The 17,451-nt window shown below is 38.7% G+C and carries 16 protein-coding genes and 1 pseudogene; 3 read left to right on the top strand and 14 right to left on the bottom strand.

What is annotated here, in order from left to right; translation table 11 throughout:
* A partial coding sequence (locus tag BTR25_RS25585; protein WP_139311309.1) for an IS3 family transposase occupies positions 1 to 258 on the top strand: 258 nt, incomplete at its 5' end.
* Between the two features lie 118 nt (positions 259 to 376).
* On the opposite strand, the gene BTR25_RS25580 is transcribed toward BTR25_RS25585, so the two are convergent.
* From BTR25_RS25580 to uxuA, 9 genes and pseudogenes are all read right to left on the bottom strand, one after another.
* Positions 377 to 1,132, bottom strand: coding sequence for a cyclase family protein (locus BTR25_RS25580; RefSeq protein WP_075690791.1), 756 nt, complete (start codon positions 1,130 to 1,132; stop codon positions 377 to 379).
* 15 nt (positions 1,133 to 1,147) lie between these two features.
* Positions 1,148 to 2,053, bottom strand: coding sequence for a fumarylacetoacetate hydrolase family protein (locus BTR25_RS25575; RefSeq protein ID WP_075690790.1), 906 nt, complete (start codon positions 2,051 to 2,053; stop codon positions 1,148 to 1,150).
* 81 nt (positions 2,054 to 2,134) lie between these two features.
* Positions 2,135 to 3,079 carry a VOC family protein gene (locus BTR25_RS25570; RefSeq protein ID WP_075690789.1) on the bottom strand — a complete coding sequence of 315 codons (945 nt, stop codon included), beginning with the start codon at positions 3,077 to 3,079 and terminating at the stop codon, positions 2,135 to 2,137.
* Between the two features lie 93 nt (positions 3,080 to 3,172).
* Positions 3,173 to 4,303: an FAD-dependent monooxygenase gene (locus BTR25_RS25565; protein WP_075690788.1), complete on the bottom strand. Its 1,131-nt coding sequence runs from the start codon at positions 4,301 to 4,303 to the stop codon at positions 3,173 to 3,175.
* A gap of 68 nt (positions 4,304 to 4,371) precedes the next feature.
* Positions 4,372 to 4,883 (bottom strand): annotated as a pseudogene (locus BTR25_RS25560) (CoA transferase subunit A); the annotation flags it as partial.
* Positions 4,884 to 4,929: 46 nt separating this feature from the next.
* Positions 4,930 to 5,985 (bottom strand): alpha/beta hydrolase family protein, encoded by a 1,056-nt coding sequence (locus BTR25_RS25555; protein WP_254842799.1) that lies wholly within the window; start codon positions 5,983 to 5,985, stop codon positions 4,930 to 4,932.
* Between the two features lie 432 nt (positions 5,986 to 6,417).
* Positions 6,418 to 8,448 carry a glycosyl hydrolase 115 family protein gene (locus BTR25_RS25550; protein ID WP_075690786.1) on the bottom strand — a complete coding sequence of 677 codons (2,031 nt, stop codon included), beginning with the start codon at positions 8,446 to 8,448 and terminating at the stop codon, positions 6,418 to 6,420.
* Positions 8,449 to 8,477: 29 nt separating this feature from the next.
* Complete coding sequence (locus BTR25_RS25545) at positions 8,478 to 9,323, bottom strand: SDR family oxidoreductase (protein WP_075690785.1); 846 nt, start codon at positions 9,321 to 9,323, stop codon at positions 8,478 to 8,480.
* Positions 9,292 to 10,416, bottom strand: a complete 1,125-nt coding sequence (gene uxuA / locus BTR25_RS25540; protein WP_075690784.1) for a mannonate dehydratase — start codon at positions 10,414 to 10,416, stop codon at positions 9,292 to 9,294. Before uxuA ends, BTR25_RS25545 begins: the two co-directional genes overlap by 32 nt.
* Before the next feature lie 218 nt (positions 10,417 to 10,634).
* On the opposite strand from uxuA, the gene BTR25_RS25535 reads away from it, so the two are divergent.
* Positions 10,635 to 11,294: a GntR family transcriptional regulator gene (locus tag BTR25_RS25535; protein WP_075690783.1), complete on the top strand. Its 660-nt coding sequence runs from the start codon at positions 10,635 to 10,637 to the stop codon at positions 11,292 to 11,294.
* Positions 11,295 to 11,365: 71 nt separating this feature from the next.
* Here the strand turns inward: BTR25_RS25535 and BTR25_RS25530 are convergent, their stop codons facing one another.
* Positions 11,366 to 11,923 carry a hypothetical protein gene (locus BTR25_RS25530; protein WP_075690782.1) on the bottom strand — a complete coding sequence of 186 codons (558 nt, stop codon included), beginning with the start codon at positions 11,921 to 11,923 and terminating at the stop codon, positions 11,366 to 11,368.
* A gap of 376 nt (positions 11,924 to 12,299) precedes the next feature.
* On the opposite strand from BTR25_RS25530, the gene BTR25_RS25525 reads away from it, so the two are divergent.
* On the top strand, positions 12,300 to 13,748 hold the full coding sequence (locus BTR25_RS25525; RefSeq protein WP_075690781.1) for a L,D-transpeptidase family protein: 1,449 nt from the start codon (positions 12,300 to 12,302) through the stop codon (positions 13,746 to 13,748).
* Between the two features lie 211 nt (positions 13,749 to 13,959).
* On the opposite strand, the gene BTR25_RS25520 is transcribed toward BTR25_RS25525, so the two are convergent.
* From BTR25_RS25520 to BTR25_RS25505, 4 genes are all read right to left on the bottom strand, one after another.
* The gene (locus tag BTR25_RS25520; protein ID WP_075690780.1) at positions 13,960 to 14,298 is read right to left on the bottom strand and encodes a hypothetical protein; all 339 of its coding nucleotides are present in this window, start codon (positions 14,296 to 14,298) and stop codon (positions 13,960 to 13,962) included.
* A gap of 489 nt (positions 14,299 to 14,787) precedes the next feature.
* Positions 14,788 to 15,810, bottom strand: a complete 1,023-nt coding sequence (locus BTR25_RS25515; protein WP_075690779.1) for an electron transfer flavoprotein subunit alpha/FixB family protein — start codon at positions 15,808 to 15,810, stop codon at positions 14,788 to 14,790.
* On the bottom strand, positions 15,811 to 16,638 hold the full coding sequence (locus BTR25_RS25510; RefSeq protein WP_075690778.1) for an electron transfer flavoprotein subunit beta/FixA family protein: 828 nt from the start codon (positions 16,636 to 16,638) through the stop codon (positions 15,811 to 15,813).
* Positions 16,639 to 17,189: 551 nt separating this feature from the next.
* On the bottom strand, positions 17,190 to 17,451 hold a 262-nt coding region (locus BTR25_RS25505), incomplete at its 5' end, for an ATP-binding protein (protein ID WP_175596898.1).

Here is a 17,451-nt window from a genome sequence, read left to right as displayed (position 1 = left end):
GACTTTCAAAAGTTAGTGAAGAAACTTGGATTGCGTCAATCAATGTCAAGACGAGGAAACTGTTGGGATAACGCTCCGCAGGAATCATTCTTTGGCCATTTTAAGGACGAATCCTATTTTAAGCCATGTACGAGTTTAGATGAACTAAAGCGTGAAATTAAGCAATATATGATTTACTACAATAACTACAGATACCAATGGAACTTAAATAAGATGACCCCTGTTCAATACAGAAATCATCTTATTAAAACTGCCTAGGTCTTTTTTAAAAATGTCCTTTACAACGGGTACACTTTAATCGTGTTGGGTTCTTTTTATATACCGCGTAAGAGAATTTTTCAATTGACAAAGTATTTGATAAAGGGCAGCTATTGATTCAATCGATAATCGCTACAGCACGCGTCCAGCCGCCGCTTCCACCTTTAATTTTTACAGGAAAAACACTTACCTTAAAACCATAGGGCGGTAATTGATCCAAGTTTGCTAGTTTTTCAATCTGACAATATTCTTTTTCTCTACCGGCATAATGGGCAGCCCAAAGTACACCCGGACGCGGATTTTCTTTATAATCTGCGGCTTGTATCCCAAGTGGAGTGTCCCACCCCCATCCGTCTGTCCCCATCACCTTGATGCCTTGATCGATCAGCCATAGGGTGGCTTCAGCTGAAACCCCAACATGGATCTCACTATAGTTGGGCTCATATCTCTTTTTATCTGCATCACAGCGAATCATCACGATATCAAACGGCTTTAACTGGTAATCTATATTCTCTAATTTTTCCTTCAGGTCTGAAATGGTAATTGCATATCCTGTAGGCTTATCGGTAAAGTCTAGAACAACCCCATCGTTAAAGAACCATTCGAGCGGCAGCTCATCTATTGTCCTTGAAGGTTTCCCTTCAGAAGTAGGCCAATAATGCCAAGGTGCATCGACATGCGTACCAGCATGACTGGTCAAGGTCAGAAACTCCCCGGCAAGTCCCTTTCTATCTGGAAAATCGTCTGGTGTAACACCTACCAGCTTCGCACCAAACTCGGCACCTTCTTCATGCGTTTCATAGCGAATTGTAAATGGAAGTGGATCTTTTAACTCTTCTTCTATGGAAACACTTAAATCTATTATTTTAGACATAACTATCCTCCGATTCTAGACAATTTTATTTTTTAATACCCCAAGGCCAGTAATCTCCAATTCTACTACATCTCCGGGCTCAAGCCAGCGGTACTCTTCTGTTCCCAGTTCTAAAATACATCCAAACCCAACGGTGCCAGAGCCAATTATATCACCGGGATACAATGTAACGTCCTCTGAAGCACGCTCAATCATTTGTCCAAATGAATAGTAAATATCTTTAAAATTCCCATGGGACCATACTTCTCCGTTTATTTTTGCTGTCATCTCCAAATCGAATTTGTCACCGATTTTGTATTTATTTAATTCATCTTTCGTGACAATCCAAGGACCTATTGAAGTGGCAAAATCTTTTCCCTTGGCCGGTCCAAGCAGCACCTTCATTTCTTTTGCCTGCAGATCACGAGCTGACCAATCATTTAAAATCGTATAGCCGAAAATATACTCTTCTGCGTCACTTGCTTTAATGTTTTTCCCTTCTTTCCCGATGATACAAGCCAGTTCTAATTCATAATCCAGTTTCACACACTTTTTGGGCCGAGCTACCTCTTCACCAGGACCCCTCATGCTGTTTGGATTTGAAAAATAGAAGATCGGTATTTCATACCATTCTGGGGCAACCGTGTTCCCGTGTGTAGAAGAGGCGTTTTTTACATGTGTTTCAAATGCAACAAAGTCGCGGAATGTACAGGGGGTAGGCAGCGGTGCCCGCAACTCAATTTCATCCGTTGAATAGGTTGGCAAAACATTTTTATCTATTGAGTGGATCACGGGCATATACTGTTCTTGCCGCTCCAACAATTCACGAATGCTAGCGGGTAATTCCCCTTGACAGGCAAGTTCCATATCCACTACTCCATTTTCTTTCAGCCAGCCACCGCGTTGTTCTCCGTCCGGATTTCGAAAAGTAATAAATTTCATTGTCTGATCTCCCCGATTCTATTAAACTAAGAAAGGACATCAGCCTAGACGTCCTTTTTTTACTTTACATTACTTCAAAAATTATGCTTTTTCTCTAATACTATCAAACTGCTTGGATTCAAAAATATTTACTTCATCCCAAGCGTCATTCGGGTTTTCCTCAACCTTCCAAATCTTAGGACCGTAATCTGGGGCAAAGTACAATGGTGAACCGCCATAGATTTCAATACGATTACCTCCTGGTTCAATCGCATAAGTGGTAAAGGCTTCACCAACTGCATGTTTAAATGGCTTCATCTCCAGCCTATAACCGTTATCTACAACATAGTCAGCTGTCTCAAGCACTTGATCACGATTTTCTACGGCAAAGCATAGATGGTTCAGCGGTCCATGCTCCTTCTTAAAGTCGGCAAATAAGGCAATTTCATGTGATAAGCTTGAAACGGCAAGGATCGAGCCAACCTCTGTTCCATTTGGAATGACGATTCCTTCGTTATATTTAAAGCCTAGCTCTTGATAAAATTTTCGATGACGCGTAACATCACTAGTCCATAAAGTCACATGGTCTAATCGTCTTACCGACGCACCACGGCTTGGATTTTTCTGCGGACGGGATCTCCATTTACTCTTCAAATGGTCGGGAATCTCAGCAAGTTCAACCTCCCAAAAAATTTCCTCTAAATGTCCATCAGGAGAGTAATATTGATAGGCCTTTCCATGTCCCAAGTCTCCTTCAATCCAACCTTTCCCGCAGCCCATGTTCTCGATGTATTGAACAGCATCCAGTAAATCTTCATCACTTTCTGCACGCCAGCTTATATGTCCAATTCCACTCGTTTTTGCCTCTGTTATTTTTAAACTATGGTGAAAAAACTCACCCCATGCACGCATATAGACAGATTGTCCGATTCTTCCAGATTCCTCCATGCCCAAAACTTCCTTAAAAAACTTAACCGACTCTTCAGGCTTTGGACTTAAAAGTTCCACATGGGCTAACTGTGAAATAAAATGATTTCTTTTTGGCATGATTTCTTCCTCCTTAAAATGCTTATATAGGTTGTAAGCGTTATCAATATTGTGTGAATGATTTTTGCCCCCTAATTTAGGTCAACAAATTTATTAGATCGTCTCTGTCATTTTAATAAGACTTTGTGCGACAATGGCGTTCGGGTTATTCTCTTTTGGGAGCCTGCCTTCTAACTGTAAGAGTTCCCACTGAACCAGCGTGTTTGAATTTTCAACAACAAATTTACAGCGTTCAAAACGCCTTTCCATGAATTCATCCAAAATATCTGTTAATGGTACATCTTGTTGGAGCAATTCGGCTAAAACAAGAGCATCCTCAATCGCCATTGCAGCCCCCTGTGCTAAATGTGGAACGGTCGCATGTGCAGAATCCCCGATTAATAATACCCTGTCGCGATACCAAGGTTTCTCGACAATAAGGGTTTCAAGCGGGCGATACACCACTTCTTTTGGATCGGTAATTTGTTCACATAGTTCTGCAATTAAACCGCCAAATTCCCCAAAGGCCTCACGCATAAGAACATGCAACTGGTCTTCTTGCTTCCATGGGTTTCCAGGCTCTGCCGTAACAATAAAGACATAGGCACTTTCCTTGGTCATAGGGACAATACCTGCTTTTGCATTTCTTCCATAATACATCGTAATGTTTTCGAGATTCTCAGGCCGCTTAAGGGTATAGCGCCAAACTGCCTGCCCGACATATGTCGGTTCAATTTCACCAAACACCATGTTTCTAACCTTCGATCTGACTCCATCTGCACCAATCACAAGGTCATATGTCCCTGAAGTACCATCGGTAAATTTCACATATACAAAGCTGTCTGCATTTTCAATCATCTCAACAGTAGTACCCATGGTAATCTTTGTTCCATGTTTAATAGCAGCTTGGAGCAATATTTCATGTAGATCTCTTCTAGGAATACCACCCGTCATATTGAACTCCCCAGATGGATGGATCGGGGCATCAAAAATCATATTCCCCTGTGAATCCCGAATGTGTAAGGCAGAGTGTGTTGTTCCCATTGACAAAAATTCCTCGGTAAGTCCTAGTGCATCAATTGCTCTTAGGGCATTGGATTGAAGGATGATGCCCACCCCATAAACATTCCATTCCTTTTGCTTTTCAACAATCTCTGTTTCAATTCCAGTTTTTTGCAAAGCAATAGCCGTTGCCAGCCCTCCGATGCCTCCTCCAACGATTAGAACCTTTTTTACATTTGACATAAAAACCCCTCCTATTGATTTTTACGAAATACCAAGTTTAACCATCTCTAAAAGATTAGACCCGATTTCGTTTTTCTGTATACTAGATTTCCAAGAGTGTCTGCCTTCCATGCTTTTACAAGCGCAAAATCACCGACAATCCCTTCCTCTAGCAGGTATTCTTTACCATTAAAGATCTTTGCTTCTTTCCCTGCTGCAATCGGGGTACCGACACCTGTTGCAGTATAAAATCCTGGGATCCCGGGCACAGCCAGCTCTCATTCGTTCAGCAAGAGTACCTTAAGGGATGAGTTCTACCTCCAGCTCCCCGCTTAGATATTGCTGTTCAAAAATTTTATTTTCACCAACATAGGAAGAAACCATTTTTTTGATTTGTTTATAAGACAAACGGAGTCCAAGTCCCCAATCATCCACTCCGCAGTTGTTGCTAAAGACGGTAAGATCCTTTGTTCCCTGTTTGCAAAGAGCCTCAATCAAGCCTCTCTGGAATACCACATAACCCAAACCCGCCAACAATAAGAGAGGCATTGTCTTTCATATCAGCAATTGCTTCGGAAAAAGAACTCATTAATTTCCCCATTAAACATACCTCCCCTACCCTATTTTTGTTGCTATCTATTATTCTATTAACTCATTAATTGTTCTTTCAGCCAGTCATACATCTCATACGTTTCTGTGACATTATCCACTTGACAATGGGAAGAACCCGTACTGCTTATTGGAATAATTTTCAGCCAGCGCGGACAAGTTAAATCGTTATAGACGTTATAGGCATTGTCGACATTATTTTGGCGGTCATCTTCACCATGGACAATGTAGGTTGGCATTTGGATCTTTTCGGCAACTCCGCGTAAGTTATAATGTTGGAGCTTTTCTCTTGCTGCAGGCATGTCTTCTACCCCGAAGATATGCTGCAAAATTTTGGCCAGCGGGTGGTGATCCGGCCGCTTGGACCAAACATCATTGTAATCATAAACCGCTCCCCAAATCGCACATGCTTTAAACCTTGGTTCAAAGGCTGCACATCTTGCTGCCATGTAGCCGCCCATCGAAACTGCCATTACTCCGATCCGATCAGGATCAACATCCAGATTTTCTATGGCCCACTCATATGCCGAGGTCCCTGCAGTATTATAATCATGACGTGAATGAATATGATGAAGTCGCAATGCGCCACCTTGCCCTGGACCGTCTAATGCTAAAAGGGAGATACCCCGTTGATTTAACAGCTGAGCAGGTCCATAGTACAATTCTTCGGCAGTGGAGTCTAAACCGCCAAACATCACCATTAAAGGTCCCTTTTTTTGTCCTGGTGCCTCAAAATAGTAACCTGGTAGGCTAGCATGTTCAAAAGGAATGTTGACAGCCTTTGGTGGATTGGCTAATAGCTCCCCTCCCTTTCTAAAAGATTCTACTCCTTTTAAATAGGTAGGAACTTTTCTAGGATCATCCGGCTGAAGAAAAAACTCTGCTGTACGGAAATAATTTGCTGCTCGTAAATAGCCTGAACGTGCCGTTTCTTTATAACCTTTATCCATTGCATCATTCGCGGTCGATAATGACTTATTACCAAGTCTCATCCATTCGTGATGAAAACTCTCGTAATCTCCTAATTTCATATTGCTGGCAGCACCTAAGATCTCATTTACTTCACCGCCACCAAAATAGGACTGGCTTATCATTCTCACTATCTGATAAGACCACATATAATTTTCCGGAAAGAAATGCCACATAATTGATCAACACATCCTTTAAGTTTTTTATTTGACTTTGTTAGTAGTTTGTTGATTTTCTCCCTAGTCAGTTAATTAAAAAGTGTGGATTTTTGTACTTTACTGTCCCAACAAAAGTAGTAACCTTTATAAACCGAGCCCTATGTGGCTTATACTCACTATTATATAGAGGTTACCATTTGAAAACGTTTCCTTTTTTGACATAATTAATATCAATTTTTATCTTTTTCTGAATAATATAAATTCACTTCTTTATTAGAAGAGTTCATAAAGACAATTTGGGTTATGATTAGCAAAAAAATAGAAGGTACCTTTTACAGTAACCTTCATTAATGGAGCAAATATATTACATATCGCTTCCTAACTATTTTTTTATTATTTCTATGTAATACTAATCTCTACTTTAGTTTTCTTCTCTTTTTCTTTCATCAAAGCAAATAGCTCATCGTCTGTCATATGATTTCGTATGTTAGTCAGCAACATAATCCTGCGATCTTCCTCTGAATAGGATAGGTCTCTTTGCCAGTTGAAAAATCTCGGACCTTCGCCCATAACACGAATATAGCTCATTAGATTTTTTAATACATAACCCGTGAACTTACAATTGCTTAAACAATCATTTTCGTAAAAGCCGTCCCAAATGCCATATTCACTATTTCTCATTTCGATATTGGCTGCTAGAAACTTTTCAGATGCTATGCCTGCCTTGAAAAAGGCACTCATATATTTTTCAGCCACAAAATCTTCATACGCTTCACAAAAATCGATTACACCCTGGATACAATACAAATGGATTTTTGTCTGTAAAAGAATCGTAGAATCAAACAATAATTTTTGATTCCCGGTTAATGTGTTGCTGATCCCTTTGCACTTATCAAAAAGATTTGTAAACGCCTCAATACCTTTACTGCAAGTGTTCTTGAGATAATCAATTTGCCTGTCCAACGATACATTTCCTGCTGCCCACACAAATTGCGGCGAATGATGAAGATGATCTTTCATCCATTGTGAAGTTAGTATTCTTACACCGTAATTATAATACTGTTCACCGGCATGGTCATCTTCATTTTCACCATACTTTACCGTACACTTGGCATAGTCTGTAAAACATTCCGCAATAGCTTCTGCCCCGTCAAAATACTCGGCCGCAAATTCTTGTGCATGTGCTTCACTCCCGATGTCCCTGCCTTCCCAGATTTTACGAACAGCGTCCAAATAGAACACATGAGGACGGATATTAGAGCAATTTACAATCAAGAAATCGCTCACCCCTTTTGAAAAGGCGTGATGCAGTTCATGATTAACCATTTCCACTGAATTAGGAAGCATCGTCATATGATTGGCCGCCTGTAAATCATAAAACGAAACATGAAAATAGATTCCGTGATGTCCTTTGCTGCTTGGCAAAGCAGGGACTCTCATATTATTACTTCCTTGTCTTCGCGACACCATTTTGCCATATCCATTATCCGCCCAGATTTTTATGATATCTGGATTTAATTGAATATGGCCTTCATTATACAGCTCCATGATTTCGCCATATAAATTGGTGCAGCAAATAGGATCTTTTACATACTTTCTAACAATCTCATATTGCATATTGATTAGTTCGCTGATTAGCGTGCCTCTTTTTTCAGGTGTGTCATATTCAGGGTCATCATTCCAAAACGGATAATCCCCCTGGCCGCGAAACCCTAAATTATAGATCGTTTTATTGTCTTTTTGTTCAACGATTCCTTTTTCCCACAAGCCAAAAAATAGGTCAGGATATTTCTTGTAAGACGGCTCTAATTTTGGGTATTCTCTTGTAAACAATTCAGCCCCCAAAGGTTCAGCATGATGATGCGTGATCCAAAGTCCGGCAGCAGCTGCCTGATCACGATATTTTCTTGAATTACGATCTGTACCAGGGATAACCATATTCGCTCCGCATCTAAGCAAAGCTTCAAAAGCCATATCCCATAATTCATCTGATTGATTTTTCTCACACATATAATCGATCAAAACTTCATCGTTAATAAACCAGCCTCTATATTTCACAGCCCTTTTTGCCGATTTAACTGTTTGCAATGGAACTCCAAGCTTACCCACTCGCTCAATTTCCTGGTCCATCCAAAACCAAAACGGCTTGATCTTTAAAAATTCTTCACTTATATAGAGCAAAGCATATATCAATCCTAAATCATCTGATGCTTTAATTTCCATCCGGTTAGCCGATAAAACTTCTATTCTATATTCCTCTTGATCAAGTGTATGGTCTGTTAGCAATTTTATCTGATTATCGACTATCTCAGTATGAACACATTTTTTCCTTATATCGCGCTGTAAGATTCTTATAGCGTTTAAAATCGGTTTAGAATTAAAATCAGAATCAATTATTGTTGCTCCATTTATATAAAAACAACTGTCCATTGGTACCCTCCCTTTCGAATCCAAAATCCTTATACACCAGAGTATGCCATGAACCCACCATCCACTGGAACGGTGATCCCAGTGACAAATCCGCTGGCATTTTCATCCACCAACCAAAGCAACGTCCCTAAAAGATCTTCTGGTTTTCCAAGTCTTCTCATCGGGGTATGGGCTAGGATCTTCTCTGTTCTTTCTGTTAAACTTCCGTCTGCATTTGTAAGAAGTTTTCGGTTCTGTTCAGTCAGGAAAAAGCCCGGGGCAATAGCATTGACACGAATGCCAGACTCAGCCAGGTGCACAGCCAGCCATTGTGTGAAATTATTAATAGCCGCCTTTGCGGCACTGTATGCAGGGACCTTTGTCATCGGGCTTGGGGCACTCATCGATGAGATGTTAATGACGATCCCCGAATTCCCTACCATCTTTTTCGTGAAAATTTGAGTGGGGATCAACGTTCCAATAAAATTAAGATTCATAACCGACTCAAATCCATCTACCGTTAGATCAAAGAATGTTTTCAATTCCTTATCATCTAAGTCTTCTAAACTTAAAATTTCCTTAGACGTAATCCCTTGTGGATGATTGCCTCCTGCTCCGTTGATTAATACATCGCATCTTCCATATGTTTCGAAGACCATTTCTTCTGCTCTTTTGACGCTCTCAGCATTAACGACATCACATTGGACCGGCATAGCTTCTCCACTAAATGCTTTTATCCTTTCCACCACATTCACAGCTTTTTCATATGTTCTATTTAAGACAGCAACCTTCATTCCCTGCCTGGCAAGTTCTACTGCCATTTCGCCGCATAAAATCCCTCCGCCTCCTGTTACAACTGCCACTTTATTTTTTAATGCAGGAATTTTCGTTAGCATATGATTTATTTCCCCCATTACTGTTTTTGAATTTCTCTGCCATGTCCCAGCTGCCATATAGATACATAATCCCCATAGCTCGGTCATAAAGTCCATACCCTGGACGGCAATTTTCTCCTTCTCCAAATACATGCCGGCCATGGTCGGGTCTTATGTAGCCTTGGTAGTTTAGTTCATTATGTATTTTCATTATTTCAGTAATATCAACACTTCCATCGCTGCTTCGATGAGAAACCTCAGCAAAATTCCCATTGTCATAAACCTTTACGTTTCGTAGATGGCTGAAGTAGATGTGTTCATGAAAACGACGAATCATTTGAACTAAATTATTATCAGGATCAGCCCCCAACGAACCTGTACAAAATGTCAATCCGTGACTTTGACTATTTACTAATGCTAATATTTTCTCAATATTTTCTTCATTATTTACAAGACGCGGTAAATTAAAGATGGAAAACGGCGGATCATCAGGATGGATCGCCATTTTGATGCCCACTTCTTCACAAGTCGGGATAATCGCCTCAAGAAAGTACTTTAGATTACCTCTTAGGTCCTCCTCAGTAATATTCTCATAGACTTCGAACATTTCCTTTATTTTACGAATTCTTTCAGGTTCCCAGCCGGGTAAGGTTAAGTTATTCGAGTTTTCTTCGAACATTTTTATCAAATCATATGGATCAAGATCCTCTAATTTATTTTTTTCAAAGAATAGTGATGTTGAACCATCAGGTAATGGATGAAATAAGTCCGTTCGAGTCCAGTCAAAAATTGGCATAAAGTTATAGCAAATCACTTTCACTCCAACACTACCCAGATTTTTAATTGTATTTATGTAATGATTGATGTACAAATCTCTTGAAGGTCCGCCCGTTTTAATCTCTTCGTGTACATTTACACTTTCCACTACGTCTCCATTAAATCCAAAGCTTTTAATATAATTGATTTCATCATTTATTTCATCTAATTCCCATTCTTCACCAGCAGCTTTATGGTGTAAAGCCCACACGATATTGCTAACTCCAGGAATTTGCTTTACATACTCTAACGGGATAGGATCATTCCCTCTTCCATACCATCTAAATGACATCTTCATTAGGCATTATCCTTTACAATTTTTTATTTCGAACTTTTAAACTAACATATTAGTATTCTACTACCTCTGTTTTTGTTATGCAATCCCTTTCAAAAAATAGCCATCATGCATAGTCCCTTCGCTATAACTAGGATACTTGTATGTTAGTTTGTTCGTATGTATAATGTTTATGATAATCAGCCAATATTGTTTTGTTTATATGAAAAGAGGATATTTCTATGGCGGCAAATGCAATTAATTTCCAAAATCAAGCCTACGACACCATTAAGAAAATGATCTTGAAAACAGAGTTAATCCCCGGAGAAAAAATTTCTGAAAAAGAATTAGAAGAGAAGCTGACGATTGGACGATCGCCTGTCAGGGTAGCTATTATTAGACTACAAAAAGAAGGATTGTTTCATGTTGTTCCCCAAAGTGGAACCTATGTGTCAAAAATTAACCTACAACAAGTTTATGAAGCAAAGTTTGTAAGAGAGAATATTGAGAAACTTATCTTTATTGAAGCTAGTGAGCTTATTACTGAAAAAGATCTTGCTGAATTAGATAAAATCATTAAATTACAAAAAGTTTATGCAGAAACAGAGGACCACTCAAATTTTTTACTATATGATGAAGCATTTCATGAATTCTTTTACACCATTGCTAATAAAAAGAATGTTTGGAACTGGATGCAGCTCTTAAATTTACAGTTAAATCGTTTTAGGATGCTCAGTTTGGATGTAAACTGGGCCAAAATCATTCACCAACATGAGGAAATCGTCCAAGCGGTTAAGGCTAAAGACAAACAGCAAATTGAAACATTAATCTCAAAACATCTTCATCTAGTAGATGAAAATACAGAACGTTTACTCAAAGCTTATCCTAATTATTTTTTATAATATGGATTTATGAATTAAATTTAAAAATGCAGCCAATTTATTTTGGCTGCATCTTTTCTTTCATATAGTAATCAAAGATTTTTCACCAGCTTTATTTCCTCATTCTTAGGAATAAATTCGCTTATATTTTCAATTTTGCCGTCTTTACTCAAATAATCTTGGGCGCCGATCTCATACTTCATATTAGACCATTGAAAGAGCTTACGGGCTACCCTTCCTTTTTCACCCACTATGTTGAACCATCCTTGTCCAACATAAAAAGGGTTTAATAATATCCTATCAACAATAAAAGATATCCGGTCATTTTCTTCCTTTGTTTCAAACTTAGTTTTAGAGGAAAGAGCCAAGACAAAATAGTTTTTAGAGTGATCTAATTCAAGTAACTCCAGGTGGTATTTTTCGAATTGCTGTAGATTAAATTCCTCTAGAACCATCTTAATACTCTTTTCAACATCAATTTCATATTTACTAGCTTCTTTCCAGGATGTTATACGCGAATCAAATATAGACAATGTCAGAATATAATGTGAAGCGTAATTTTTTGGATCAAATGCTTCTTTACCATTTTTCTTTTCATCGACCGGTGTAACAATAAACTTTTTATAGTCAGCAAAAAAATCCTCGTTCATACCGCATACCTCTTTTCGGAAGAATAAAATGATTACTATCCCATAAGAATCAATTGACCGAACTGAAAATCCAATTGTTATATTTATTCAATTTCCAACATCAAAATCCTGCTTTTTTTACAATTTTCACTCTTTTTAATCAAAAAGTCCTATATTTCAGTACTATGTAATTGTTATGAATAAGTCCTTTGGAGAAAATCAAACCAAACAAATGGATTAAATCCTGGTGAATCAATAGTTACATATTCCCGGATTTATTTATTAAACCTACAAATATCGGCAAATTTTACGTTTTCTTTTTAGTAGAATGGTAGTGTAATTAGTAAAATACTGTAAAATCGTCTATGGATGGTGCCGACAGGTGGGGGGAGCAAATTTGAATAGTAATGTAGAACATTCCGTTGTGTATTACCCGGATAAAAATCCAACAAAGTGGTATAAAAACTGGAAGTTTATAACAGCAATTATTGTTATAATAATCACTGTTATATTAGGAGCAATCAGCTATTACCAGGCAACCCACTTTAACGCTAATGTAAAAATTAATGATGTAGAGGTTAACGGACTATCTGCTGAAAAAGCACTCAAAAAGCTGCAAACAATTGATTTAAAAAATGAAGTATATGTTGGAAATGAATTAATATTAGATGGAAATGATACACAGATGCAATTTACAGAAAACGACCTGCCAGAAATCAAGGAATTGTTAAAAAAACAGTGGACATTCTTCCCAACTTCCAAGACAAAAAGTTATTCCATTAAGCCTAGCGGGCAGGACCCGTATCGAAGTGATGTTCTGAAGCCTGAATTGGAACAAAAATTGATTTCAATGAATCAAAATTTAACAGATCCCAAACATGCACATGCCTCTTTAGTCCAAGGGGAAATTGTTGTCTCAGAAGGTGTCGATGGTACCAAATATGATGTTGCAGCAGTATTAAAGGAATACGAAAAACATGATTATACCAGTGAAATCCGACTAAATCCCGTCCATATCAGTGCAGTACAAGAAGATAGTGAAATCGTACAAAACGAAAAGCAAAAGCTGCAAGAGTTCCTTCAGCAAACAGTTGAATATAAAGTACAAGATAAAGTATTTGCGTTAAAGGCTGGTGATTTTATAAAAAATGCTACTTTATCTGAAGATTTGACTGTAACTGTAGACGAGGCGTATATCGAAAATATTAGAAATAAAATTGCTGAAATTAACGAAGCTCAGTCCACCTTAAGTAAAGACTTTACCTTTACCACTCACTCAGGAAAGGTTATTTCAGTCAAAGGCCAAGGCTATGGTTGGGCACTTAATGTTGAAAAAGAAACAGAACAGATATTTATGGCCTTTGAAAATGGAGAAACATCCGTTACTGCTTCCAATATATATGGAAACGGCTGGAGCAATGAAGGCTATGGCTATGAAACAACGGTAAACAATGGCCTTGGTAATACCTATGCAGAGGTTTCAATTGCAGAGCAGCGTATTTGGATTTACAGAGATGGAGAATTAGTTTTAGAAACGAATGTGGTAACCGGAAAAACGACTACAGGGGAAAATACATCTCCAGGAGTTTGGTATATCCTCTTTAAACGAACAAACTATACACTTACTGGCAATGCGGTTGGAAAAGGTCCTTATGCCGTTGAAGTTGATTATTGGGCACCTTTTACAAACAGTGGTCAAGGTTTTCATGATGCTAGTTGGCGCAACAACTGGCAAAGCAATGCCTACATCGCAGATGGCTCAAGTGGTTGTATTAATGTCACTCCTAGTATGATGAAGGCTGTCTATGATAATCTTACTGTTTATCAGCCAGTGATTGTTTATTAAAAAAATAAATCGTAATATTTTACAACCAAAAAAAAGGAGCCTAATACTAAAATTAGGCTCTAAAATTTAATTAGAGTAATACCTAGCGTTAATTTTCGAGTTAGGAATCTCCCATTAATTAACTCTCAACCGTTTTTTCCAGATTATAAATTCTCTTGTCCATCTCTGTTAACTTGCTATTAACATAGTCAACTTCACAATTCACCTTCTTTTACTGGAGTTTTAAAAGACCAATTACGTCTTCAGTCTGAGCAGACTCAATCCGCTTTACAGTTTCATAAACCAAGCCAAGACTATCTTCCATTTTTTGCTGTCTGTCATCTATTGACTCGAGTCTATCTTCCATTTTTTGCTGCCTGTCATCTATTGACTCGAGTCTACCTTCCATTTTTTGCTGTCTATCATCTATTGACTCGAGTCTACCTTCCATTTTTTGCTGTCTATCATCTATTGACTCGAGTCTACCTTCCATTCTTTCCTGCCTATCATTCATTTTTACTAACAAATCTAATATTTGTTCTTGCATGCCGCTCACCGTCCATAATTTCATTATAAGATCATTCTTTCCTACTGACCTGTGTTTGTTCTTTTCCTGATATCAATTGTTAAAATGCTTCATTGCATGGTAGTACTGGACAATTTGTAGTTTTGAAAGGGGAATACATTTATGAAATAATATTATTTCATGAGTAGTCGCAGAGGGTCATTTTAAGGAGTAACGGAGCCATTATATCTCATTGGTTAAGTGTTTTACATTATTAAACACCTCACTTAGGGGAAATTTGCTGGGATAGGATACAGTTTTTTGATTAAACCCAATTACAATTATACCAACCTCAAATTATTATTGATACATATTTAAAAATCCAATTACAGTTAAGTCTCTTAGGTTCTGGCATCTTTTATTTAGAATCTTGATTTATAGTTAAGGAATAAACAAAAGCCTCATGAGTGAAAATCCACTTCGAGGCTTTTAGGTGATGGAGAGATTCACATAGCACTTACTTTATAACACTTAATCCTGCAACATAACTTTGACTCATTTATTTACCGTTTCCCTAGACAAAGCATCTTTAAACTGTTCAATTAGGATTGGAACAATCTCAAAGGCATCGCCGACAATTCCATAATGGCAGTTCTGAAAGATTGGGGCTTCTTTGTCCTTATTAATGGCAATAATTAACCCTGAATTTTTCATGCCCACAACATGTTGAATCGCACCCGAAATTCCAATCGCAAAATAAATTTTTGGCGTTACCGTTACACCGGTTTGCCCCACTTGGTGGGCATGGTCAATCCAGCCTGCTTCTACCACATCCCTGCTCCCACCCACTGCTCCTCCAAGTGTTTCCGCCAATTGGTGTATTAACTGAAACCCTTCAAAGCTGCCTAATCCTTTGCCGCCTGCAACAATGATGTCCGCTTCATCAATTCTTACCTTCTTGACCGTTTCCTTTACAATTTCCAACACTTTTGTTCGAATATCTTCTTCTTTCAAGGATATGGTTTCTTCAACCAGCTTGCCTGTTCTCCCTGCCTCAGGCGGCAGAGCCTTCATGACTTTGGCGCGAACGGTTGCCATTTGCGGCCGGTACTTCTTACAAAGAATCGTCGCCATAATATTTCCGCCAAAAGCTGGTCTGCTCGCCAATAATAAACCAGTTTCCTCTTCAACATCCAGCTCTGTTGTATCCGCTGTCAACCCTGTCGGCATATCAGTGGCTACGGCACTAGCTAAGTCCTTTCCCGTTGAGGTTGCCCCGAAAAGGATAATTTCTGGTTTATGTTTTTCCGTACATTCGAGCAGTGCCTTCATGTAGGTTTCGGTCCGATAATGTTTAAAGATAGGTTGATCGTATACATACACGGTATCTGCCCCAAATTCATAGACGGTTTTTGTTAAATGTTTAACATTTTCTCCGATTAGAATACCCGCCAATTCCACTCCCCGTTTGTCTGCCAACTTCCTTCCGGCACCTAATAGTTCAAGAGATACAGAGGCAACCACCCCTTCTTTTTGTTCTATGAATACCCAAACACCTTTATAATCTTGGAAATCCAATTACACTCCCTCCTTTGTTTCAAACAATTCCTTCTTTTCTAACAGGACTGAAAGCAGGTGTTCCACTTGTTCCCTTGGATTGCCTTCAAGCAACTTTCCTCCTGCCGGTTTTTGCGGAGCCCATACTTTGGAGACAATAGTAGGCGATCCCTTCAAACCAAGCTGCTTCACATCGACTCCTTCTAAGTCATCAACAGACCAGATATGTGGTTGATATCTGGCAGCTTTTAGCATATTAGGAAGCGGAGAGTATGGCACTTCATTAATGGTTTTTTCAACAGAAAACAAACACGGCAATGTCGACCTTACTACTTCATGTCCGTCCTCTAACTTGCGATGGACAATGGCATATCCTTCTTCATGATTGATTTCCACCACTTTGTTAACAGAGGTCAGCGGGGGAATATCGAGTCTTCTTGCGATGCCAGGTCCGACTTGTCCGGTATCTCCGTCGATGGACATTTTTCCGCAAATAATCAAATCTACTGGTTTCGTTTTAGCAATTTTTTCAATTGCCTTTGTCACGGCATAGCTTGTTGCCAATGTATCCGCACCTGCAAATCGTCGGTCGGTAATCAGATAGCCCTCATCTGCGCCAATTTCAATACATTTCTTAATCGCGGTAACCGCTGGGGGCGGACCCATCGTCACAACGGATACGACTCCCCCATATCTGTTCTTTAGCCGAACCGCCTCTTCAACCGCATGAGCATCATACGGATTCAAGATGGCCGGTGCCGTCCTTCTGTCCATTGTGTTTGTTTTGGGATTCATCTTAATAATTTTGGTGTCAGGCACCTGCTTAATACAGGCTACAATATGCAGCATATTACCCCTCCTTTTAATAAGAAAGCAAATGATTCCTTGTCTTTATCCCAATTAAACTTTTTGTTTTTCAGAATAAAGCACTTACTACGCCCATTTACTATTACTTTATTAAGAGAGACCCCTTTACATTCGAATTTTCTGATAAATATATAAGTAAATGTTTTTAATGAAGGATCTAACAAATGAAAAAAACCTCACGAGTGAGTGAGGTATCTAAAGGGTTCCGTTATGAGGTATTCATAAAAGYGWTGAAGACCTTTTCCGTTTGAATATCAGMGAAAAAAGTCTTCATAAAAGTGATGAAGAACATTTCCGTTTGAATATCAGAGAAAAAAGTCTTCATAAAAGTGATGARRACCTTTTCCGTTTTGAATATCAGAGAAGAAGGTCTTCATAAAAGCGATGAAGACCTTTTCCGTTTGAATATCAGAGAAAAAAGTCTTCATAAAAGTGATGAAGAMCATTTCCATATTGAATATCAGAGAAGAAGGTCTTCATAGCAAATGTTTCACTTTTGTATTTCGCAAGTGAAAAGTGAGCCATTTCGCAATTTAATTTTGAGCCACCACTTTTTCGGTATTCTCTTTCATCCATTCTTCAGTTTCTCTCATCCTGAATGAAGGGCCAACCATGTTTACTACATGCGATTTATGAGTAAGACGGTCAGTCAATGCAGCTGTTAAAACAGGATCGTGAAAGATTTCCTGCCACTTTAAGAATGACAGATTGCTAGTAATAATAGTCGACTTCCTCCCAGCTCGAAGAGAAAGGTGCGAAAACAATAATTCTGCTCCTTCTTTATCAAATGAAATA

This window comes from Bacillus sp. MRMR6 (assembly GCF_001940785.1).
Lineage (GTDB): Bacteria > Bacillota > Bacilli > Bacillales > Cytobacillaceae > Neobacillus.
The sequence above is the reverse complement of the archived record's forward strand: the minus strand, read 5'-3'. Positions and strand labels throughout refer to the sequence as shown.

What these genes read in the sequence shown, in the direction of transcription:
- BTR25_RS25580 (WP_075690791.1), bottom strand. Translation starts at nt 1,132, where the DNA reads ATGTCTAAAATAATAGATTTAAGTGTTTCCATAGAAGAAGAGTTAAAA.
- BTR25_RS25575 (WP_075690790.1), bottom strand. Translation starts at nt 2,053, where the DNA reads ATGAAATTTATTACTTTTCGAAATCCGGACGGAGAACAACGCGGTGGC.
- BTR25_RS25570 (WP_075690789.1), bottom strand. Translation starts at nt 3,079, where the DNA reads ATGCCAAAAAGAAATCATTTTATTTCACAGTTAGCCCATGTGGAACTT.
- BTR25_RS25565 (WP_075690788.1), bottom strand. Translation starts at nt 4,303, where the DNA reads ATGTCAAATGTAAAAAAGGTTCTAATCGTTGGAGGAGGCATCGGAGGG.
- BTR25_RS25555 (WP_254842799.1), bottom strand. Translation starts at nt 5,985, where the DNA reads ATGATAAGCCAGTCCTATTTTGGTGGCGGTGAAGTAAATGAGATCTTA.
- BTR25_RS25550 (WP_075690786.1), bottom strand. Translation starts at nt 8,448, where the DNA reads ATGGACAGTTGTTTTTATATAAATGGAGCAACAATAATTGATTCTGAT.
- BTR25_RS25545 (WP_075690785.1), bottom strand. Translation starts at nt 9,323, where the DNA reads ATGCTAACGAAAATTCCTGCATTAAAAAATAAAGTGGCAGTTGTAACA.
- uxuA (WP_075690784.1), bottom strand. Translation starts at nt 10,416, where the DNA reads ATGAAGATGTCATTTAGATGGTATGGAAGAGGGAATGATCCTATCCCG.
- BTR25_RS25535 (WP_075690783.1), top strand. Translation starts at nt 10,635, where the DNA reads ATGGCGGCAAATGCAATTAATTTCCAAAATCAAGCCTACGACACCATT.
- BTR25_RS25530 (WP_075690782.1), bottom strand. Translation starts at nt 11,923, where the DNA reads ATGAACGAGGATTTTTTTGCTGACTATAAAAAGTTTATTGTTACACCG.
- BTR25_RS25520 (WP_075690780.1), bottom strand. Translation starts at nt 14,298, where the DNA reads ATGAAATTATGGACGGTGAGCGGCATGCAAGAACAAATATTAGATTTG.
- BTR25_RS25510 (WP_075690778.1), bottom strand. Translation starts at nt 16,638, where the DNA reads ATGCTGCATATTGTAGCCTGTATTAAGCAGGTGCCTGACACCAAAATT.